A 22,574-nucleotide genomic window follows, 5' to 3' on the forward strand; every position below is an offset into this window, starting at 1 on the left:
AAACGGCTAAGCACCCTCCGGTTTGTTCCGGTCACGCTCCGCAATTAATAAAGGATGCGCTTCTTTAAATGTAGCGACAATTTGGTCCAGTATTACAGGTATCTGCCCCAGGTTTTCTTTCTTCTTCGCATAGTCTTCTATCTCAGCAAGACTATCATACATATTCCTAATCTTAACAATACTTACGCTTGATTTCAAAAAATGCGCCTGACGGTAAATCGAATCCCAGTCTTCTGTGTTACGAATCAATCCTTCCAGCTTTTCCAGTCCTTCCGGCATGTTACTCAGGAAGATCTGCATCACTTCATACATATAAGCCGGGTCATTGCCGGAAAGTTCGTCGAGATAACTGAGGTCAATTAATGGTTCCGTTGTTTCAGGTCCGCTTTGAGTTGTCATGGTATTGATCGTTTTGGCATTAGTGATTTTAAGCAATTGCTGATAAAGGTCGTTCGGATCAAATGGTTTTGAAATAAAGCCGCTCATTCCCGCATCAAAACATTTTTCGGCTTCACCCTTCAATGCATCTGCGGTCATAGCGATTACAGGCACATCTATTTTTAATACCTGCCGTATATGCCTTGTCGCTTTATAACCGTCCACTTCCGGCATTTGCAGGTCCATCAGTATTACATCATAGTATTGCTGCTGCGCCAATGCTATTGCTTCGCGACCGTTCGATGCGATGTCGACAACGGCGCCCTGCTTGGAGAGTGTGTTCTTAACTACTTTCTGATTAATAACGTTGTCTTCGGCAACGAGTATCTGCATGCCTTTCAGCAATAGCATACCATCGGCAGAAATAGGTTTATTTTCCTGAACTACAGGCATTTCCTTTCCGATTTCAAAAGGAATTTCTACCGTAAATTCAGAACCTTTACCCAACTTACTCGCTACAGTAATCTGGCCATGCTGCATTTCCGCCAGCTGTTTCACAATGGCCAGGCCAAGCCCGGTACCACCATATTGACGCGAAGTGTTGACATTATTCTGGGTGAAACTTTCGAAGATATAATCGAGTTTATTTTCCGGAATACCGATACCCGTATCAACTACACTCAGCCTAAGGTTGATCGCATTATTCTGAATGAGTTTACCACTCACGGTAATCGTCACCGACCCCTCTGAGGTAAACTTAATTGCATTCCCCATCAGATTGATGACGATCTGCTGCAAACGCAGCGGATCTCCGATAAGTATTTCCGGAATATCGTCTGCAATGTTAATGTTCAGACCAATACGCTTTTCTTCTGCCTTAAACTGCAGCGGATAAATTGCTTTGCGGATTACATGGCGAGGACGGAATGGCACATATTCAAACATGAACTTGCCTGATTTGATTTTCGAAAAATCAAGCAGATCATTAATAATGGAAAGCAGGTTGCTCGAAGATTCTAAAATAGTTTCTGTGAATTCTTTTTGCTCCGCGTCTTGTTTGGTACTCAGCAGCAAATTACTCATGCCAATAATTCCGTTCATTGGTGTACGGATCTCATGGCTCATGTTTGCAAGGAATGTTTCCTGTGCGGTTTTAGCTTGTTCAGCGGTTTTACGCGCGGCACGCAATTCGTTTTCAGATTCACGGTGCTCGCTGATATCGGTGGTGATGCCACAAATATGCGTTACTTCTCCGGCTTCATTCAGCAATGGAAACTTTACAATCTGGAAATAATGAGTCACACCATTTACCGGATATTTCTCTTCAAATGAAACCACCGCTTTGTTGTTCAATACCTGCCAATCAGACTCGCTATACTTGTCCGGAACATTTTCCTGTTTTACAAAGTTGCTTATTTTAATTCCGATATCGTCCGGAGAACCTACATCAAGCAGTTCTTTCAGCTTTTTATTTGCAAGCTGATATTTGCCTGCAGCATCTTTTACAAAAACAAAGTTGGGCAAATTATCAAGGATATTCTGAAGCAATACCTGCTGATTTTTTTGCTCCACTTCCAGTTGTTCCAGCTCCATCCGCACCTTCATTTCTTCATCCATGTCCCAGAACGCCACCTGTAATTCCTCTATCTCATTATTGTTTTTAAATAAAGGAGCGATGCGGCAGTTAATCCATTTATTAACTCTGGAGAATGTGAAAATTTCCAGTTCCAATACATTGCTGTAATTACCGCTTGCAACTACATTTTTTATCGCCTCCATTACCCCATCCCGGTACGCCCGCGGCATACATTGTGCAATAGGGACACCTTTCAGATCGGACGCCGAATACCCCGTTAATGCTTGTACGTTTTTACTGATAAAACGGATATTACCTTCTGTATCCGAAATAATGGAAGTAATGGCAGAATCATCTATGAGCGATTGATATTTTTTGCTGCTCAATTTTGCTTTTTCTTCAGCCAGTTTGTTGCGGCGAATATAAACACCTACCTGATAAATGGCCAGAAACACCAGCGCCCCCATGATCAGATAACCAGAAACGGAAAAAAAGAATCTTGTTGTATTATAGAAGATAAGGTCGTCAGTACGCCTGTTCCAGAGTATTTTCTCTGTCATCGTCATATTCTCGATAGCCTTGGCAGTTTGCTCGTGCAGTTCATCAAGCGAAGTGATATGCCCGGCTTGTGCACTGCTTGAAACCGTTAGCGCGGTATCGGTTTTAATCTTTTTGATCAAGGGGAAAAAACCGTCTTTAAAATAACCGCTTAGCTGCCCCAGCATTAGCTGCTGATCAGGATTGTCTTTAGTTAGTTTTTTCAGCGAATAAAGATGCTGATTGATATCTTCGGTATCGTTGGTAAGCTGTTCTTTATGCTTCGTTGTAGGCGCCGCTATATAACTTTTTGTAGCAGATTCATATTTGTGAAATGCATTATTAAGGATGGTAAGCTCATTGAGCACACTATCGGTATGATACACCCTGTAATGCAGCTTCGTCGATCTCTGGTAAAGGAGATACGCCTGGTATATATAGCCCAGAAAAAAGACAGCAATTACAGCCCCTGTAAGTTTTAATTTATCTTTTAATTGCATCACGTTACGTGCTCTCTCCCAGCACTGTTATTTCATGATATACAGTAAAAACGAAGGTAAAATTATTTTTATAAAATTCCGTTGATCGACTTCTTTGCGGAACAAACAATCTCTTATACACCAAATAATTTAATAAACAGACAAGCGGGCAGTCTGATGAATAACTGTATTCTGCAGTTGCAGTATATAGTTGCCTGCTGTCATTTGCGGCAGCAATACCTGAATATCATTATTACCTGCATTCAGTATTACGTCTTCTGACCAGATTGCACGACCGCTCATATCGGAAATAATCGCACGCGCTGTTGCATTTTCTGCTGATGTGTAAGCAATATGAACATTTCCTTTGGCTGGATTTGGATAAATGCTCATGAGGTCGCCGGAATATTCGCGCGCAATGTTAATTACCTGACTGTAACTCCATTCACCATTATTGTTTTTCATTGCCAGACGATAAAAGTTAGTGCCGGAAAGCGGACGCTCATCTGTAAATGCAAAATTATTTCCTGCTGTATTTGCAACAGTTCCGAGATCACTGAAAGATCTGCCATCCGCTGAACGCTGCACGATAAACGGATTATTATCGTCATTACCAGAAACGACCCAGTACAAATTATTTACGGCATTGCTCGCCTTTCCGTTAAAGCTAAGCAGATGCATTTCTAGCGGTGCAATTGCAAATGTCACGATGTAATCGCGGGCTTCGCCAAGGTTGGTACTGCCACACGGCGTCAGCGAAGAAAGAGAAGGATCTACGTTTACCCGCACGCGCATTCTGTAACTACCCTGCACAATGCCAGATGGAAAGGTAACCTGCAAAGTGGAAGTTGTATTTTTTATCAGTGTGGATGAACCAACCAGCTCGCCCGGATCAGAGAATGTTTTATCGTTATTAAAATCGACCCAGACTTTTGCATTGTCATAACCGCTGATTGCATTGGTATGCAGACTCAAAGTATAGGAAGCATTGGCGTGTACTGTTACACCGAGTGCAGTTTTGTCTACATAATAACTGCCGCCGCTGGCGCAACTCGCAGCCGGATCATACAGAACAGATCCGTTATCGCCGTTTAAGGTTAATGCTTCGATCCGGTCACCAAGAGAACAACCGGTAGTATAAGCAGGTGTGCAATAGGTTTGGGCTTGCGCCATTTGTGGCATTGCCAGGCAGCACAAAGAAAACATTGCAGCAACGCGCGCCAAATTCTTAGCGTACATATTTCTCATAAGCTTGATTTTCGCCGTCCCCACACGGCAGTAAAAAAATTAAAACTTGTAGAGGTATGCTAGTGTATGTTCGCAGATTTTACAAAACGTAATTGTAACCGCATGGATCACATTTGGTGATCTTATACAGAAAAACAATGAAATATGTATTGTAAAAAACGGAGTACGACGGTTTTATTTTACTCCCCAGTTAAATAAAACCTTATATTTTAAACGCTTTCGCGCTGCTTTCTTTCCAAATATCTGCGTAAGATAGACATTCATTTCTGATAATACAAAATGATTTTTAAAATAAGATGCCCCAATTACGGAAAAGTCGTTTTGGTAATAGTTTGCTAAACATGTGAGTGCCCGTTTTTATTTACCTACCTTTGCGCCACGTTAAGCAACACGTACAGTGAGCCTTTTAGACAACTTCATAAAAAACAGGCAAAAAAATCCGCTGGCAGAAATGACATTTCTCGATCATATCGAGGATCTGCGCTGGCATATTGTAAGATCTTTGATCGCCATTCTTGTTATGGCCATCTTTGTCTTTATCAAAGTAGAATGGATTTTTGACCACATCATCCTCGGACCTACACATTCGAGCTTCATTTCCTATAGATGGCTTTGCGAATTGGGAAACATACTTCACATCGACGCACTTTGTCTGCCAGATGTGAAAATGAAATTCCAAAACACGGAACTCGCCGGTCAGTTCATCATGGCCTTTTCGGTATCGTTCATGCTCGGCTTTATTATGGCGTTCCCATATGTATTTTGGGAATTCTGGAAGTTTATCCGCCCGGCATTAAAACCTACTGAATTAAAATATGCGCGTGGTATCGTTTTTTGGTGCTCACTCCTGTTTTTTGCGGGGGTATTCTTTTCCTACTTCCTGATCTTTCCTTACACGATCAACTTCTTTGCCGGCTACCAGTTAAGTCCGTCATTTGAAAATATCATTACTATAGATAACTACTACGAAAACCTCAGCGATCTGATCATCGGCATGGGTATTGTTTTCGAGCTGCCTGTTGTCATCTTTTTCCTTTCGCGCATTGGCATTGTGACACCGGGAATGCTCCGCAAACAGCGCCGTTATGCGATTCTGATATTACTTATTCTTTCTGAGGTAATTACGCCGCCAGACTGGTTTAGCTGTTTCCTCGTATTTATTCCTTTGTACTTTTTGTACGAACTTTCCATTGTAATCAGCGAGCGTGCGGTAAAAGCACGTAAGAAACGCCTGGCTGCAAAAGAACTTGAATAAAAAACAAACATCATATGCAATCTGTATTTAACAAAGAACTGCCGATAGCAATCGGTGCCGATCATGCCGGTTTCGACTACAAAGAAGCCATCAAAAACATGCTGGAAAAAGACGGCTGGAAAGTAGAAGACAAAGGCACCTACAGCCTGGACAGTGTTGACTATCCTGATTTCGCTCATCCGGTAGCTACAATGGTAGAAAACGGTACAGCAGCGGCAGGTATTCTAGTTTGTGGCAGCGGTAACGGTGTAGCTATTACAGCTAACAAACACGAAGGTGTACGTGCAGCTCTTTGCTGGAATGAAGAACTGGCTGCGTTATCCCGTCAGCACAACAACGCAAACGTACTGTGTGTTCCGGCTCGTTTTGTAGCGCAAGATCTGGCAGATAAAATGGTAAATACATTCATCGACACAGCATTCGAAGGCGGTCGTCATGAACGTCGTGTTGAAAAAATCAGCAAGTAAAATCGCAGATGGCTCTTTTTTGATCACGGATTTTTGTGCGTTGTGAGCAGTCAGTCGTGAGTCATCTCATATAATAAAACGAACGTCCTCGCCAAATGGCGGGGACGTTCGTTTTTGTATCATAGAAAATTAAAGAGATTTCGCCCAAGCGTCTACGGTCGTTACATTCGCATAAGAAGGGAATAATGTCTGCGTCAGAAACTGATGCATGCCTTCTTTGTTGTCCGCGCAAGCGTCTTCCAGCACTGTAACTGCATAATCTTTATCAAGCGCCTCACGCAATGTGCTTAATACAATGCCACTGGTAGAAAGCCCTAACATTACCAGATTTTCTGCGCCATAGCCGCGCAAGATCATTTCCAGATCGCTACCTGCAAAACCACTGATACGTTTTTTATTGACGATTACTTCACCTTCTTTCGGTGTAATAGAATCCGGCATTTCTGTTGTTTCGTGCCCCTCAATAAAAAGATCTGCCTGCCCTTTCATTGGCCCGAACAGGCGATTCGCAGCGTTTACTTCCGGATGACCTTTACGGAAACATAATCTCACAAAAACTACCGGAACACCTGCACCACGTGCTGCTGCTACAGCCTGCTCCACTTTTGTCATCAATGACGCAGATTCAGGCAGACGGCTGAGAATTCCCTTTTGAATGTCCATCACCAAAAGGACTGTTTTGTTTTGCATACTCATGCTTTGTTTTAATTTGTTCAGAGTGGTGTTTTCTGACAAATGCAATGTGACATAAGCGCATCACAACGCTATTTATCAAAATAACTTTGCAAAGCTACTTTGATAAATTTTATACAGCAAATTATTTTATCGTTAGTTACAGATCGGGAAGATTACTCAGCAGATCTAATGCTTTTTGTATCACTTTTTTTTGTTCCGCATCGAAATGCTCGGCGATCAGATTGGCAAGCCATTCTTCTTTTTGCTGGCGCATTTCATCAATTTTGGCAAAACCGGTCTTACTAAGGGAAATCAAAACTTTTCTTTTATCAGCCGGAGAAGGTTTACGTACCAGAAAACCGATACTATCAAGCCGGTTCAGGATTTGAGACATAAACTGTGACGAGATATTCAACTGCGCACATAGTTCAGACGGCGAAACAGGTTCCTGACTATGCATCAGCACAGATACCACATTGACTTCCGTAAGCGATATCTGATCTGGTGTGTTTACCTGTCTGCGCAGACGTTTATGCATTCTGGAAACCAGTTCCCGAATTCCGTATGCTACTGCTTTATCCGTTTTTGAAGCCATGCGCAAAGATAATTGTAAGTTCTAAGTTGTAAGTACTAAGTTTCACGTTCTAAGGAGGCACAATTTACACTTGAGGGTGCAATCAAATTGCGCAATCCGTCACTTAAATCCCACGATAATCACAACTTATAACTCATAATTTAAAAGTCATAACTCAATTACGTATCTTTGTCATCACTTCACGAAGTACGTATCCAGCATGTAGAAACAAATTTCTTTCGATAGACATAAAACAGGCGCACCAACAGGGCGGCCCGTTATCTGTTCATTTCTCTCAGGAAAGAAATCATGCTTACGTTACAAAATCTTACGTACGTACATCCTAATAAGGATTTACTGTTCGACAATTTAAATATCACGATCAATAAACAGGAAAAGATTGCACTGATCGGCAATAATGGTATTGGTAAATCTACACTACTCCGCATTATGGCGGGTATTTTGGCGCCCACATCCGGCACAGTTAAAACTGATTCTAAACCATACTATATTCCGCAGCATTTCGGCCAGTACAATGAACTGAGCGTTGCGGCAGCTTTGCGCATTGATGATAAACTGCGCGCGCTTCGGGCCATTCTCAACGGCGATGTTACAGAAAAAAACATGACGCTGCTGGATGATGACTGGACGATTGAAGAAAGATGCCAGGAGGCACTCCGATATTGGGATCTTGCAGGCCTCGATTTGTTCCAGCGTATGGACAAACTGAGCGGCGGCCAAAAAACAAAAGTGTTTCTGGCCGGCATCATCATTCATGAACCGGAAATTGTTTTGCTGGATGAACCGAGTAATCACCTGGATGCCACAAGCAGAATTGCTTTGTACAACTACATAGAATCTACGAACGAAACGCTGATAGTTGTAAGTCACGATCGTACACTGCTCAATCTCTTGCCAGAAGTATTTGAACTCAGTAAAAAAGGCATTACTGCTTACGGTGGCAATTATGAATTTTATGTCACTCAAAAAGCTGTTGAGGCGAATGCATTCAGTGAGGATCTGAAGAGTAAGGAAAAAGCATTGCGCAAAGCAAAAGATGTAGAAAGAGAATCCATAGAAAGACAGCAAAAACTAGATGCACGCGGCAAAAAGAAACAGGAAAAAGCAGGCCTGCCAACCATTTCCATGAACACGCTACGCAACAATGCAGAAAAAAGCACCGCTAAGACAAAAGATGTACATGCCGAAAAAGTAAGTTCAATTTCAGATGAATTGAATCAACTGCGTAAAGAAATGCCGGACAAAGACAAAATGAAAATCGGCTTTGATGATTCCGCATTGCACATCGGAAAAGTTTTGATTACCGCGGGTGATATCAATTATGACTACGGCAGCCGTCCCCTATGGCAACAACCGCTGAGTTTCCAGATTATTAGTGGTGACCGGATTGCCATTAAAGGAACAAATGGCTCGGGCAAAACCACATTGATAAGGATAATATTGGGCGAGCTGCAACCAACATCCGGCACTATTCAGCGCGCAGATAGTTCTTCTATTTATATTGACCAGGATTATTCGCTTATCGATAATAAACGTACCGTTTATGAACAGGCAGAATCGTTTAATACCGGGCATTTACAAGAGCACGAAGTAAAAAGCAAACTCACACATTTTCTGTTTACAAAAAAATACTGGGATAAGCCTTGTTCGGCTTTAAGCGGCGGCGAAAAGATGAGATTGATACTTTGCTGCCTTACTATAAAAAATACGGCACCGGACGTGATCATCCTGGATGAACCAACAAACAATCTCGATATCCAGAACATCGAAATTCTAACTGCTGCCATCAATGAATACATAGGAACAATCATCGTAGTTTCTCACGATGCCTATTTCCTGGAACAGATCGGCATCAGCCGGGAGATAGCAGTTGCCACAATTGAAAGTTGAAGATTTTCGATGGTCGGATTTTGAGCTATTATTAAAAACGAAAGACGTCAGATGTTACACAATAAACATCTGACGTCTTTATAAACAGCTTTTAGAAAGCACCTCATTCATCAGTATCCTCGTCTTCTTCTTTCTTTGGAGGATGCGTTTTCTTAATCGGACTAGTGAGTTTTCCGAGTTTAATTCCTTTAAGACAAACGAATGGCGGAGAGAAAAGCATGATGCCAAATTCGAATCCTGCGCCATTGGTGCCTTTAAATTCATTTCCGTACGTAAACGCGAAAACAGCATGCTGACTAGGCTCCCAGCGGATACCAGCTTTATATTCAGGTAATGTCCCTGCTTCTCCGGTAGTGCCAAATATTTCGCCAACTGCCGCCCATTCCATATTAAACGGATACCAGGCCACCCTTGTGGAATAAGTGAACCCCCAGGCATCATCCTGATCCTTGCCGCCGAAATTCCGGGTAACACTCGCGCCGGGCATTAAATCCAGCGAAAGTTTATTATTAAAAAACGGAATGGTGCATGGAACATTCATCCAGTAAGTCTTAAACGCATCTTTTGTCCGGTCTTCGCCCGAAATAGTACCCGGGCGCATACCTGTTCCGACTTTGACAGCAGCGCCGCCCGTCTGGCTTTTGTTCTCATAAAACATATACTTGGCATAGAGCGAAGTCGAATAGCCATCGTCCGTACGTGGATCACCATCATTGTTATACATATATCCGGCGACCGTAAATTCCCACCGGGGAAATAGTGAAAACGTCGTCATCAGCATAGAATTCCGTTGCCCTAGCGTGGGGATCAGCGTCACCATACCGCAAGGTTTTGAAAGCCAGCTGTCTGAATTGAATTGCTGCCCCGCTACCCGTTCGTTCCCAAAAATCAATATTGCAGCCAAAATGAGGCCTAATAAACGCATTCCGGGTAGTCGTTTCATTTTGATGTGTGTTTAATGATGTTATAAGTCGCCTACACAAATATCTGATAAGTTACTATTTATTACAGAAATTTTAGATGTATTGGCAAAGAAAAATATAGAAAGGAAAAAGTTCTTCTGACCGGTGCAGTGTAACTTCGGGAAAGATTTCTGCTCAGGCAAACCCTACAACATCTTTTCCGTCTAAAAAATACTACGGAGTATCTCAGAAAAAACTTGTTTCTGGCATCCGATTTGATAATCTTTTTATGACACAGTTTTAAAAGAACGACGAACCAAGCAAACGGCATGCAAAAACCACTTCTGATTCTTAGTAGCTATGAGTACAAAAAGCAATTTCTGCCAGACATCAATACGCGGATATTGTATGACAAATCTCATCTGCAACTGTACCGGATAGAGCATTATCTAAAGGAGATTGTGATTCCCGTACCTCCTTACCGCACGTCATTTAACTTTATGGTGTTCGTTACAAAAGGATTTTTGCGCCAGCAGCTGGAAAGCGAAAATTATATTGTCGGTCCGGGACAGATCTTAAATATAAAGAGAGGCAGCATTACCCGAACCCATGAACTTTCGGATGATATTGAAGGCTTTTATCTGATCTATGAAAGTGATGTGGTCACAACGGTAACGCTAAGTCAGCAGGACTTTACGTTCTTTTCATCCAGTCCGTTTGCAAACATTCCCGAGCAGCTGCACAGCTGGATGACGAAGGCTTTTGAATTACTGGAAGAAGAACTGCACGCAGCGGCAACACAAGATGCTGTAAGCATTGCCCTTTTTCGCTCGATACTGCTTAAGATCATTGCACAGCTGCCACATAAACCGCTGGCTATAGCACGTGAGCTGGAGATTATGCATAAATTCAGAGAGCTGGTACAGCAACAACATTCAGAACATAAAGAAGTATCTTTTTATGCACGCACTTTAAATATTTCAGAGACTTATCTCAATAAATGTGTAAAGAAAGCTACTGGAAAACCGCCCAAACAGTGGATCAATGAAGTCTGTATTTTGCACAGTCAGATCCTGCTTCGCGATATGGGCCGTGATATTGCAGATGTAGCCGATAGCCTCAATTTCCAATCGCTGTCGCATTTTTCGCGCATGTTTAAGAAAGTGACCGGCAAATCACCGTCGGCTTTCAGAGCGGACAATACTTCTGGCGAACAGGCAAAGAGCGTTTAATGATCAGAAGCAGTAAGTCAGGCCTCCTTTAAGAAAGAAAGGAGTGCCTGGTGTAAAGGTAAGATCTTCGACACCGGCTGCTGGTTCGCCTTTCAACCTCGTGGTTTCCGCAAACATTGCCTCATTCCACTGTACGTTAAACAGATTCTGGACCTGCATACTCAGTTCCCATTTCCGCCAGCGATAAGCCGCTAAAAAATCGTTTACAAAATAGCCTTTAGCCACAACGCTATTGTCTTGCGTAGCAGGACGGTCATGCATGTAACGATAACGGAGATTAAAAGTAAATCCATTTTTCGTCTGCACACCAATGCCACCTGTACTAGTGAGCGTGGGTGCCAGTTCCACATAATTATCGCCTTTAGGTGCATCTATCAAACGCGGCACCGCCCAGTTGAGATCAGCATCGAAATACAGAAATGGAAATGGTTGATAGCGTACCGAAAAATCAGCACCAAACCTGCGCGTAGCACCTACATCACTAACACCGTATTCATCACCATTCCAGACATACTCACTACTCATATAAGTGTACCAGAGTATAGGCCGAATGATCAGACCTTTTGCAGGTTTAATCGCCGCCCCCAAATCAGCACCCGCCGAATGAGGGAGAATATCAGCACCTTGCTGCAGCACCACATCGCGCACGTCATTGGAATGAAAACCTAAACCTGTTTTTACATACAGGCTAACGTTATCTGAAAGATTGTAAAAAACGCTGAATTTAGGACTTACACGGGCTTTATTGTAGGAGGTACTATTGTAGTCTGGCTGCAGTTTATCATAATAGTTAAAGTAAAACCAATCGGCGCGCACACCGCCATAAATCCGCCATCTTCCAGAGGTAAGTTCTGCGGAAGTATAGGCATTCAGATTTCCTTCTTGTGCTTTGCCCCAGGCGAGTCGCTCATTCAGCGTGTTTCTGGCCGTTACATAACTGAGCTCCAGATCATGAATATCATCAAAACGACCACCAATGCCTGATGTCCAGTCCAACTTGTAGTGATTGAAAAAGAAATGCTGCGTGTAGCTATGATTCATGCCATAGACATCGCGGTTATCGTACTGACGGATTTCATCACCCAGATCCGGGTGCACCAGATAAAAAGTGAAATTGGAATAAAGATTGAACACATAATGAGAATAGTAAAAACTGCTTTTCCATTCCTCGCGACTATTGGGTCGATATGTGTAGCTGGCCGACACGTTGATTCGTGAAGTACTACCACCTTCTGTTGTATCAATAGATCCAAATCGGTCAATCAGCCCTTCCGATACCGCACGTTCGGGAATCTGCCCCGATGCATTCCAGCTTGAATTGAATACCGAGGCCTGCACATTAAATCTTCCGAAGCGACCTACATTCTGATTGTATTTCCCGAAAAGATTTAATCGGCCGAAATCTTGTTTTACATGAAACGGCCCGTCTGTATAGTTGTATTCACCTGCAATGTAAGCATTGCGCTGCGCAGAATCTTTATGTAATAAATTCACCACACCCATAATCCGGGCGGTATTAAAACTGCCTCCTTCTATTTTCACCATGCTATTGCTGACAGCATCAAAAGTGTGGAAAGTGACGTACCCGGATGTATTAAAATCACCTTTATCCGCATAATAAGATCCTTTACCAAAATCTATACTTTCAATGGTTTCCGGAATCAGGAAATGAAGATCGGAATAGCCTTGACCATGTGCATGTGAAGGCATATTCACGGGAATATCATCTGCGCTGATAGCAATATCTGTTCCGTGATCGTTGTCGAAGCCGCGCAAAAAAATCTGTTCTGCTTTTCCGCCGCCGGCATGTTGTGCAATAAAAAGTCCGGGCACTTTCCGCAACAAATCCTGTGCTGTATTTGCAGGTGTTTTATCCAGGTCAATTTTCATCAACTGTCCTTCAGCCTGCTTAGAAGTAATCACCACCTCGTTCAAAGCACCATCATAAGAATGCATAGCTATATGCAGTTCTGCGCGCTGTAACACCGGGTAATATTGACTTTTAAAGCCGGCAAGTGACACAATCAACGTATCGGGCAAATGTTGCAGCGTGATCTGAAAACTTCCGTCCTGTTGGGTCATTGTGGTGGCGCCATTGCTGCTGCAAGACACAATGGCACCTACCAACAAATGTTTTTTATCATCTGTAACAATTCCGTTTATTTTTTGCTGCGCGAAAAGCGGAGTAAAACAACAGAACAACAACACTAGTATAACAACAGACCTCTTACCCACGGATATTTTGTCTAAAAGCCCACCATAATGCCAGCAGCAATACGGTTGACCGCAGAGCTCTGGTTGACGGTATTAATAATTTGTTTGGAACCTGTATTATATTCCACACCGATGGTGAAATTCTTGGTAACATCCCACATCGCATTCAGCGCGACAAAGGTGAGCCCAACATGCGTTGTAGATTCGGTATTCTTATTTACGAAATCACCCGCCGCATTGTCATTAACGACACTGCTCTGTACCAATGATGCCGGAGTTGCATTGTATGACATACTTGTGTAACCGAGTACCAGATTGGAATGCAATCTTTTCTTCGCTCCGAAGAAATATTCAATACCTGCAGAACCGCCCAATACGGGAACAGTTTTGAAAGCGCCTGTCTGATCGTAAATACCATCGTACATATTGCCAGCACCGCCATTGCCAAACAACTCACCGGAGAGCGTATACGAACCGGCAATACCAGAGCCTGCAAGCCCTTGCACCATTACGTTGCTCTTCTCATCTATTTTTGCTTTGAAATTGGCATTAACTCCCCAGCCCATCGTCATTTTGTTGGTAGTCGGATTTTCTTCATAACGAATGCTGCGACCCATTACTGCTAAACGCGCAAAACCCCAGTCGGACAAGCCTTTGGTAACTGCCACAATCGGATCAACAGAAAACTGACCAGGTGTAGGACCACCAGCGATTTTGAGATATTGAGCGGTAGTCTCAATACCACCTTCTATTTTCCAGGACTTATCTTCCCCGAAGTTGTTATAATATTTCACCTGCAGATGTCGTGCCCAGGTACCCGAATTCGGGCCTTCCCAATCAAGTGTGTTGTACCAGGTAGGCACACCGCCACCGAAGAATGTCCAGTCCTGACCTATATGCCAGTGATTGTAATCAACGTAAGCCACACGCAGCTGCAAATTACCGCCGGCACCCGGCGCGCCCCACCATTGGCCTTCTACATAAGTAACCAAAGGGCCTTTTGCAAAACCATTGTAAGTTGTCTTCCACGCAAGTTGCGTCTGATACATATTACCATCTGCATTTTTGTCTTTCAACGGATTATATGGATCCGCGGAATTCGCATTCAGCGATTGCGATGTATTGATATCATTGCCACCCAAATTCAGGTAGCCATTCAATTTTAATCTTGGTGAAAATTCCATCTCGTATAATGGCTTGCCATCGGCAGTCTGCGCCTTCGACGAGAATGAGATCTGGGAATATGCGGCCTGACCTGCTGCCAGACATAATACGCACAATAATGTATGTTTTTTCATACTAGTACTTTTATAAAAAACTCAGCGGTATTAAAATATTAATTGGTGGATTGTGGTATCAATTTTTTGATTGGAATCGTGATCCAACAGGCTGCCACAAATGGGAACGTGAGATACGGCGTAAAAGAAAGTTTGATCATGAACACTTCAATAGCGATCGCCAACAGCACAGAAATCAAAACAAATATGCCATCTTTCTGTTTAACGCCTGCAAATGTAATGGCACACAAAACTGCATTGAAACTGAACATCCCCTGTGAAATACCAGCTATTGGCTCTGCCAGATAAAAAGCTACAACAGCGCTGATTACGGAACCTGCCAGACCATACAAAGCAGCAATAGGACTAGAAAGAAAAACACCGATGATAAATAACACCCCAGCGACAATACTAGCCTGGAAAATAACCTCGCCAAATCCGCGGCTGGAGAGCACCAGATCATCCAGATCATGATCGGCGGGAACTATGCTGGCTACAGGTGCATTAACTTTATACACGTGGGTGAAAACATAATACAGTATCCACGTCACCAATATAAAAGGGAATGTAAAACCCGGCACTTTCCTGCTAATAAATAAATGCTGCAGTATCGTTGCAACAACGGAGCCAACAACAATAGCAATCCAAACGATGAGCGCCGGTTCAAAAAAAGTAACCATGCCCACGCCAACAAGTGTGGCGCTAAAGCCATACAAGCCCATATTAATATTTTCTTCCGGGTACTTTAGCACCTTCGCAGTAAGCGTACCGACTACAACGGCGAGTACAGCTGCCAGCCCAAGGATATAAGAATCGAAAAAGATACCTGCCAGAAAAAACAAACCTGTCCAGGCGCTATCCTGAAGCATGATCTGCCCAACACCTTTCAGGTAAGGTGTTGCGAAAAATGTTTTGTTTTCGTTCATCGTTTTGATGTTTTTAATGAAGCGTGTGTGTGATTTTATCTTTTTACCAGCCAAGGAATAAAACGCCGACGCCACAGATAGTAACGACAGCGCCGCCAATGGCGTGAACATAACGTTCCAGTTTGTCTGTCTTGAAAAATGAATAGCCGTAACAACCGATCAGTACCATAGTAAGCATGGTGAGCACTGTAAACACTGCAAAGACGGTTATAAGCACAATAATTTCTAATGAAGAACGACGCACGCCAGAATAAAACAATAGCGGAACAAGCGGTTCACTGGGTCCCATTACAAAAATGGCAAACAATATCCAGGGTGTAATCTTCACCCGGTTTTGCGGCAACACTGCCTCGCCATGCCGGTGCTCATACACATAAATATCTTCGTTGTTGTACACTTCGAAATGCTTGTGCGGCTTGTTGAGATACGCTTTACGAAGTCCCCACAACAAATAGGCAATACCAAACAGTAACAGGCACCAGCCTGAAACATTCCCCCTGATATCCTGAAATACAGACAAGCGGGAGAGTTGCCAGCCTACCAGCACGCCAATAAGTCCGAGCAATACTGAACTCAAAATATGTCCGATACCACAAATGACCGTCCACCAGATTGTTTTAGAAATACTCCATTTTCTGGATCGCGACAATACAATAAACGGCAGATAATGATCCGGACCGGAAGCGGTGTGCAGACAGCTAATCGTAATTGCTGACAGTATGAGTGTGGTTAATGTAGTATTCATCACTTATTCTTTTGCGCCATCATTTTTTATGCTGTCACTGCTGCTACGACGGGAGTAATTTCTTTATGAGCTAGCATTGTCGGGACCGCGTCGTTCCAGAGTTGTCGTTGTATTTGCCGGAATGCGTTATACAATTGCTCTCCGCCATTTCCCAAAACACGCACCATCATACAAGAAGCAAATGGTTGGGAAACACCAAAAGCAATGTCTTCTTCTCCTTCCAGGAAATGATAGGTACGCTCTATCACTTCTTCCAGATCCTGCGCGCCGGTATTGATGTGTATCAATGTAGCCTGATGCGTAAAGCCTTCCATTTGTCCAATCGTCATCATATCTGCCAGTTGTGGTTGCAGCAGCACATTGTCTTTCAAAACGATTTTATTTTTGTAAAAGACTTCTGTCAGATTCTGAAACTTTGTGTAACGAAACACTTCGCCGGAATGTTTTCTGCCACAGGTTATGATTTCGCCCAGCGTAAAACTGCTGTTATCTGCCAGCTGAACAATATTATGAGCTTTGAAGATGGACTGTTCGTGCGGTACCACCGGGTGCTGGATATAGCTGAAAGTACTTTCTGACGAAAGATTAATCTTCATTTCCTGCTGTGCACCGGTCTGCATATTAAACAACCGCTGGTAAGACTGTGACTCCAGCAGCAGTCGGCTACCGGGTTCCAGCTGGATGTTTATATCGTAATGATCATTATCCAGTATACCCGGAGAAGAGCTCATCACCATCAGATACAAAGACGGATCCGATCTGTCTTCTCCAATATTGGCAACGCGGAACGGGCGGGTAAAGAAGGTGTCTTTCAGATAAGAACGCCCTTCTTTATATCCCGTAGTTATATTTAGTCTGTTGATCATTTTTGTGTCGTTGAATTGCTGTACAATGCACTATCTCACTAATTCCGGCTCCTCTACGCTTTCAAGCAGCGCATATTTCTTAATCCAGCCAATCACTTTATCTAATCCTTGCAGACTCATAAGATTGGTGAATACGAATGGCTGACCGTTGCGCATTTTACGTGCATCACGTTCCATAACACCGAGATCTGCATTTACATAAGGCGCGAGGTCAATTTTATTGATCACGAGCAAATCTGATCGGGTAATGCCAGGACCACCTTTGCGTGGAATTTTATCACCTTCGGCAACATCAATAACGAAAATGGTAACGTCTGCAAGATCCGGACTGAAAGTAGCTGAAAGATTATCACCACCGCTTTCAATCAATATCAGTTCTATTTCAGGAAAGCGGGATGCCATTTCTTCTACTGCTTCCAGATTCATACTCGCGTCTTCACGGATAGCAGTATGCGGGCAACCACCTGTTTCTACGCCGATAATGCGTTCTTTAGGCAAGGAACTGTTTTTGGTAAGGAACTCGGCATCTTCCTTTGTGTAAATATCATTGGTGATAACGCCGAGACTGTATTCATTCATAAGTTTGCGGGAAAGGCGTTCCAACAATGCAGTTTTACCTGATCCTACAGGACCTGCCACACCAATTTTTACATATTTTCTCTCTTGCATTTTTTAGGTTTTAAACGTTTTGTAATGTTTGAAAAATCAGCTGATGTTTGAAAAATGTCTTGATCATTTAAGACATGTACAATCTGGAATAAAGTCGCTCGTGCTGCATACAACGGACATCCAGGCCGATATTACAAAGCCCTACCAGATTGCGATCCAGTTGCAAAACATTTTCTACAAGCGTTCCGATAACAGGCTGCATATCACACAAAATATCCTGGCCGTCAAGCTGGCCGAGCGGCACTAATTTCACGGCATTAGTAACCATGCCCACTGTGGCGTTATAAAAGAAAGCGTACAACGCTTCATGAACAGGTATATTCAGCAAGGCGGCATAGATGCCAAATGCAATGCAATAATGGCCTTCAGACTTCTTTGAAACAATTGCTGCTTCGTATGCGTCAATAATTTCAGACGCCTGCTGACGCTTAAATATTTTTATCAACCGGAGACCTAGTTTCTGGCTTGCCTGTCTGATTTCACGTGCCGTCTTCAATGCAGCACATTCATCGTCGAGTTGCTGCAACATAGTAATGTCTCCATTTTGTGTTGCCTCATAAGCCAGCCGTACAAATGCAGCATCATTATACTGCAGATTGTTGGTTAGCATATTGCGCACAAATAATGCAGCTGTTGCTGTATCCTTTACCAACTTTTGCTGTACATAAGTTTCCAATCCGTTAGAATGACTGTAACCGCCGATCGGTAAGGTTGGATCACTCAGATGAAGTAAACTTCCGATAAAATTTTTCATAGCCTTATTTTCCGAGATTCATGATTTTAAAGAAAAGCGAACTGTTGCTTCCATGTCCGTGCGGCTGCACGGTAGCATTGAGCAGGTTCATCAGGCGTGTATGTGTTTTCTGCGTATTATAACCACTTACGGTCAGCCATTTAAAAATCGGTTCTTCGAATGGCAGCAGTACTTCATCATTCTGAATGAACATCGGCAAATGCTTATTGCCAATTTCATAGCAAACACTGCCCATTTCCAGTAAAGACGCAGGTTTCACGACAATGGCATCACAAGGAATAATATCAACTACAACAACAGTTTCATCGTCGATCAGCAAAATATCATCCTGTCTTAAGCGTTGCCCCTCTTTCAGAAATTTGATGGCGATGTCTCTTCCGCTTTTTGTCTTCTTTCGCTGAATACGCTTTGTAGCTTCAAACCATTCTATCTGCAACAAATCCACCACACGGTTTCCGGGATCGAATTGTTTCAGATTGCCTGCTACTTCATTTATGATCATGTGTTAGCTCTTTTAAAACGCGTTTTTTAATGTCTGAAATCCGGAGAATGAGTTGCAGGCAATGCCTGCAACATTCTCCTTTGTCTTATCAATAAGACAGCCCCAGATATTTTAGAACAAGAAATAACGCTGTGCCAATGGCAATTCCTTGGCTGGTTCGCAGGTTATCTTCTCGCCATCTACACGTACTTCGTAGTTTTCCGGATTTACTGTGATCTCCGGAGTTTTATCATTATGAATGAGATGCTTTTTAGAAATATTGCGACAACCGACTACCGGCAATACCATTTTTTTCAAACCGTATTCTTCCACAATATTATTTTTCAGCGAAGCCTGAGATACAAACGTAGCGCAGGTTGTAGACAATGCATTACCAAACGCGCCAAACATATTGCGGTAGATAACCGGTTGCGGCGTTGGAATAGATGCGTTCGGATCGCCCATGCGTGCTGCGATAATCATGCCGCCTTTAATGATGATTTCCGGTTTTGCACCGAACAGCATTGGCTTCCACAATACGATATCGGCCATTTTACCTGGTTCGATAGAACCTACGTATTGAGAGATACCGTGTGCAATTGCCGGATTGATGGTGTATTTTGCTACGTAACGTTTTGCGCGGAAGTTGTCATTTTTATGACCTTTATCTTCTTCCAGTTCGCCGCGTTGTTTGCGCATTTTATCCGCAGTCTGCCAGGTGCGCGTCACTACTTCACCCACACGGCCCATTGCTTGTGAATCCGAACTCATAATGCTGAATACGCCCATATCGTGCAGGATATCTTCTGCTGCGATGGTTTCCGGACGGATACGTGAATCCGCGAAGGAAACATCTTCCGGAATATTTTTACTCAGGTGGTGACATACCATCAGCATATCCAGGTGCTCATCGATTGTATTTACAGTATACGGACGAGTTGGATTGGTAGATGCAGGCAGTACATTCGGGTACATTGCCGCTTTGATGATATCTGGCGCGTGACCGCCACCAGCACCTTCTGTATGGAAGGTATGTATTACACGACCGTTGATGGCGTTCATCGTATCTTCCAGGAATCCCGCCTCATTGAGTGTATCAGTATGGATGGCAATTTGCACATCGTATTTATCCGCCACTTTCAGTGACGCATCGATTACAGCAGGTGTTGCACCCCAATCTTCATGAATTTTCAAACCAAGCGCACCAGCTTCGATTTGTTCTTCCAAAGGAGCTTCTGTAGAGCAGTTACCTTTACCGAAGAAACCGAGATTCATCGGGAACGCTTCAGCTGCCTGCAGCATTTTTTCAATGTACCATTTACCAGGGGAAATAGTAGTTGCATTAGTTCCGTCTGCCGGACCAGTACCACCACCTATCATGGTTGTAACACCACTGTACAAAGCTGTTTCAATTTGCTGCGGACTGATGAAGTGAATATGCGTATCAATACCGCCGGCCGTTGCAATCAGGTTTTCACCACCATGCGCTTCTGTACTGGCACCAATGATCATGTTCGGATGCACGCCGTCCATTGTATCCGGATTACCGGCTTTACCAATACCTACGATCTTACCGTCTTTGATACCGATATCCGCTTTCACGATACCCCAGTGGTCGATGATGGTTACGTTTGTAATAACGAGATCCAGCACACCCTGATCACGAGTAGCCGTGCTCGACTGAGACATACCATCACGGATGGTTTTCCCACCGCCAAATTTATTTTCATCGCCATAAACAGTATAGTCCTTTTCTACTTCGATGATAATATCCGTATCGCCAAGGCGCACTTTATCACCAGTTGTGGGCCCGTACATGCCGGCATATTTCAGCTTACTTATTTTGAGGCTCATGCTATTTGTTTTTGAAGTTTTCTGATTTGAGTTTAGCTAAGCTGTGTTGTTTATTGACCTCAAGTGTGGTGTCTCCGTTGACCAGATTATTGATACCAAATGCGCGTCTGCCACCTCCGAAAGCAACGAGCTCCACTTCTTTTTCTTCACCGGGTTCGAAGCGCACAGCAGTGCCTGCCGCAATATTGAGCCGCATGCCAAAAGCTTTTTCACGGTCGAAACTCATCTTCCGGTTGATTTCAAAAAAATGGCAGTGTGAACCAACCTGTACCGGACGGTCAGCCGTATTGGTCACTTTTACCTTCACTGTTTTACGGCCGACATTACATTCGATGTCTCCTTTGCCGATAAAGTATTCTCCGGGAATCATGTTTTTTGATTTTTTCGGTTAGCGAATTGGATTGTGTACAGTGACCAGTTTGGTTCCATCCGGAAAGGTTGCCTCGATCTGCACTTCATGTACCATCTCTGGGATACCTTCCATCACATCGTTTTTTGTGAGCACGGTAGCGCCGTACTGCATCAGTTCCGCTACTGATTTTCCATCACGAGCGGCTTCCAGCAAATGACTGCTGATATAAGCGATCGATTCCGGGTAATTGAGCTTAAGGCCCCGGGCCTTTCTTTTAGCTGCGAGCTCTCCAGCGAGCCACAACAGCAGCTTCTCGCTTTCTCTTGGCGTAAGATGCATGCCTTGAAAGTTTTAGTGGTTAATGAATGGATGTATGTTTTATAATTTCATATTAAATATATGAAACAATCTTAATGCATAAGAATACAGAAACTATAACTTGCAGAAGCGAGGCGAAAAAAGAAATCTACAAGTAGATGCAAATCAACTACATACACAGAGATGTAATGCCAGATTACAAAATGTAAAAATTTGCAGCAACGTGGGGTACAGCCATCAACCTAAACGGCTGGCGGGATTACTAAAGAATGGAAAAGAATGTAACGGGGAATTGTAAAACTAAACGCAGGTCTTTCGGGCGGTGCCGGCAGATATGCTACCTGTGTATGTTGTTGAAAAAAAACAGTGGCGGCATAATTCAGCACTGCCGAAATGAATACATCATCGTTATGATCGTCAGAGTCTACATCGTCTGCATCCTGCACGGAGAAATCATCGCTTTGAATGTTGACCTGTGCATTAGACTGATGCGTGATTGATGTTTTAGCCGAATGTAACTGCTGGTAATGTCCGTGAACACGTTTTGCGATAGCAAAGGCATCACTCTTCGTGGTAAAACCTGCGAAGAAGAAGAGAAGAGAAACCCAAATAAATATGCGAGCGGTTACACTCATTATTGCCAGTGTCTTTGAAACAATTACTAGGCAAATGTAAACGTGTCGGCAAACGCTCACTTTCACAAATCACGACTTTTTTGTTCAATTTCGGGCTTTTGTATAACCTTGTGATTGAATGGTTATCTGAAAACATCTGATGTTTAATGGAGGGATTCGTGCAAAGACCGGCAGGAATAGCGTTGCAGACAGCTGTTCGCGGAGACCAATATATATTTACAGGTTTTTCTGTAAAGGCATTCTCAATTT

21 protein-coding genes are annotated in these 22,574 nt (G+C 43.2%); 4 read left to right on the top strand and 17 right to left on the bottom strand.

Annotated elements, in window-relative coordinates; genetic code table 11:
* Positions 1-6: 6 nt before the first annotated feature.
* Positions 7-2,991 (bottom strand): ATP-binding protein, encoded by a 2,985-nt coding sequence (locus tag DN068_RS15030; protein WP_110999750.1) that lies wholly within the window; start codon positions 2,989-2,991, stop codon positions 7-9.
* A gap of 129 nt (positions 2,992-3,120) precedes the next feature.
* Positions 3,121-4,218 (bottom strand): GEVED domain-containing protein, encoded by a 1,098-nt coding sequence (locus tag DN068_RS15035; RefSeq protein WP_110999751.1) that lies wholly within the window; start codon positions 4,216-4,218, stop codon positions 3,121-3,123.
* 451 nt (positions 4,219-4,669) lie between these two features.
* Between DN068_RS15035 and tatC the strand changes: the two genes are divergently transcribed.
* Positions 4,670-5,473 carry a twin-arginine translocase subunit TatC gene (gene tatC, locus DN068_RS15040; protein WP_110999781.1) on the top strand — a complete coding sequence of 268 codons (804 nt, stop codon included), beginning with the start codon at positions 4,670-4,672 and terminating at the stop codon, positions 5,471-5,473.
* 14 nt (positions 5,474-5,487) lie between these two features.
* Positions 5,488-5,940, top strand: coding sequence for a ribose 5-phosphate isomerase B (rpiB, locus tag DN068_RS15045; RefSeq protein ID WP_110999752.1), 453 nt, complete (start codon positions 5,488-5,490; stop codon positions 5,938-5,940).
* Positions 5,941-6,069: 129 nt separating this feature from the next.
* Here rpiB and DN068_RS15050 read toward each other — a convergent pair whose 3' ends face one another.
* Complete coding sequence (locus DN068_RS15050; RefSeq protein WP_165836412.1) at positions 6,070-6,630, bottom strand: cysteine hydrolase family protein; 561 nt, start codon at positions 6,628-6,630, stop codon at positions 6,070-6,072.
* A 142-nt stretch (positions 6,631-6,772) separates the two neighbouring features.
* The gene (locus tag DN068_RS15055; RefSeq protein WP_110999754.1) at positions 6,773-7,210 is read right to left on the bottom strand and encodes a MarR family winged helix-turn-helix transcriptional regulator; all 438 of its coding nucleotides are present in this window, start codon (positions 7,208-7,210) and stop codon (positions 6,773-6,775) included.
* 288 nt (positions 7,211-7,498) lie between these two features.
* On the opposite strand from DN068_RS15055, the gene abc-f reads away from it, so the two are divergent.
* Positions 7,499-9,100, top strand: coding sequence for a ribosomal protection-like ABC-F family protein (gene abc-f / locus DN068_RS15060; protein ID WP_110999755.1), 1,602 nt, complete (start codon positions 7,499-7,501; stop codon positions 9,098-9,100).
* Between the two features lie 103 nt (positions 9,101-9,203).
* Here abc-f and DN068_RS15065 read toward each other — a convergent pair whose 3' ends face one another.
* Positions 9,204-10,043, bottom strand: coding sequence for a hypothetical protein (locus DN068_RS15065; RefSeq protein ID WP_207798953.1), 840 nt, complete (start codon positions 10,041-10,043; stop codon positions 9,204-9,206).
* A gap of 288 nt (positions 10,044-10,331) precedes the next feature.
* Between DN068_RS15065 and DN068_RS15070 the strand changes: the two genes are divergently transcribed.
* Positions 10,332-11,234 carry a helix-turn-helix domain-containing protein gene (locus tag DN068_RS15070; protein WP_110999756.1) on the top strand — a complete coding sequence of 301 codons (903 nt, stop codon included), beginning with the start codon at positions 10,332-10,334 and terminating at the stop codon, positions 11,232-11,234.
* A 3-nt stretch (positions 11,235-11,237) separates the two neighbouring features.
* On the opposite strand, the gene DN068_RS15075 is transcribed toward DN068_RS15070, so the two are convergent.
* The 12 genes from DN068_RS15075 to DN068_RS15130 all read right to left on the bottom strand — a co-directional run bounded on the left by DN068_RS15075 (position 11,238) and on the right by DN068_RS15130 (position 22,325).
* A complete protein-coding gene (locus DN068_RS15075) occupies positions 11,238-13,469 on the bottom strand; it encodes a TonB-dependent receptor (protein ID WP_207798955.1) in 2,232 nt (743 codons plus the stop codon).
* Between the two features lie 11 nt (positions 13,470-13,480).
* Positions 13,481-14,746, bottom strand: coding sequence for a hypothetical protein (locus DN068_RS15080; RefSeq protein WP_110999758.1), 1,266 nt, complete (start codon positions 14,744-14,746; stop codon positions 13,481-13,483).
* A 38-nt stretch (positions 14,747-14,784) separates the two neighbouring features.
* Complete coding sequence (locus DN068_RS15085) at positions 14,785-15,651, bottom strand: urea transporter (RefSeq protein ID WP_110999782.1); 867 nt, start codon at positions 15,649-15,651, stop codon at positions 14,785-14,787.
* 43 nt (positions 15,652-15,694) lie between these two features.
* Positions 15,695-16,396, bottom strand: a complete 702-nt coding sequence (locus DN068_RS15090; RefSeq protein WP_110999759.1) for a hypothetical protein — start codon at positions 16,394-16,396, stop codon at positions 15,695-15,697.
* A 26-nt stretch (positions 16,397-16,422) separates the two neighbouring features.
* The gene (locus DN068_RS15095) at positions 16,423-17,262 is read right to left on the bottom strand and encodes an urease accessory protein UreD (RefSeq protein ID WP_110999760.1); all 840 of its coding nucleotides are present in this window, start codon (positions 17,260-17,262) and stop codon (positions 16,423-16,425) included.
* A gap of 30 nt (positions 17,263-17,292) precedes the next feature.
* Entirely contained in the window at positions 17,293-17,931 is a 639-nt protein-coding gene (gene ureG / locus DN068_RS15100) for an urease accessory protein UreG (protein WP_110999761.1), read from the bottom strand.
* Between the two features lie 67 nt (positions 17,932-17,998).
* A complete protein-coding gene (locus DN068_RS15105) occupies positions 17,999-18,685 on the bottom strand; it encodes an urease accessory protein UreF (RefSeq protein ID WP_110999762.1) in 687 nt (228 codons plus the stop codon).
* Positions 18,686-18,689: 4 nt separating this feature from the next.
* Positions 18,690-19,187 (bottom strand): urease accessory protein UreE, encoded by a 498-nt coding sequence (ureE, locus tag DN068_RS15110; RefSeq protein ID WP_110999763.1) that lies wholly within the window; start codon positions 19,185-19,187, stop codon positions 18,690-18,692.
* 111 nt (positions 19,188-19,298) lie between these two features.
* Positions 19,299-21,020, bottom strand: a complete 1,722-nt coding sequence (gene ureC, locus DN068_RS15115; protein WP_110999764.1) for an urease subunit alpha — start codon at positions 21,018-21,020, stop codon at positions 19,299-19,301.
* 1 nt (position 21,021) lies between these two features.
* The gene (ureB, locus tag DN068_RS22395; protein ID WP_110999765.1) at positions 21,022-21,390 is read right to left on the bottom strand and encodes an urease subunit beta; all 369 of its coding nucleotides are present in this window, start codon (positions 21,388-21,390) and stop codon (positions 21,022-21,024) included.
* Between the two features lie 18 nt (positions 21,391-21,408).
* The gene (gene ureA, locus DN068_RS22400; protein WP_110999766.1) at positions 21,409-21,711 is read right to left on the bottom strand and encodes an urease subunit gamma; all 303 of its coding nucleotides are present in this window, start codon (positions 21,709-21,711) and stop codon (positions 21,409-21,411) included.
* A 221-nt stretch (positions 21,712-21,932) separates the two neighbouring features.
* Entirely contained in the window at positions 21,933-22,325 is a 393-nt protein-coding gene (locus DN068_RS15130; protein WP_110999767.1) for a hypothetical protein, read from the bottom strand.
* Positions 22,326-22,574: the final 249 nt, after the last annotated feature.

This window comes from Taibaiella soli, from assembly GCF_003236175.1.
GTDB lineage: Bacteria > Bacteroidota > Bacteroidia > Chitinophagales > Chitinophagaceae > QKTW01.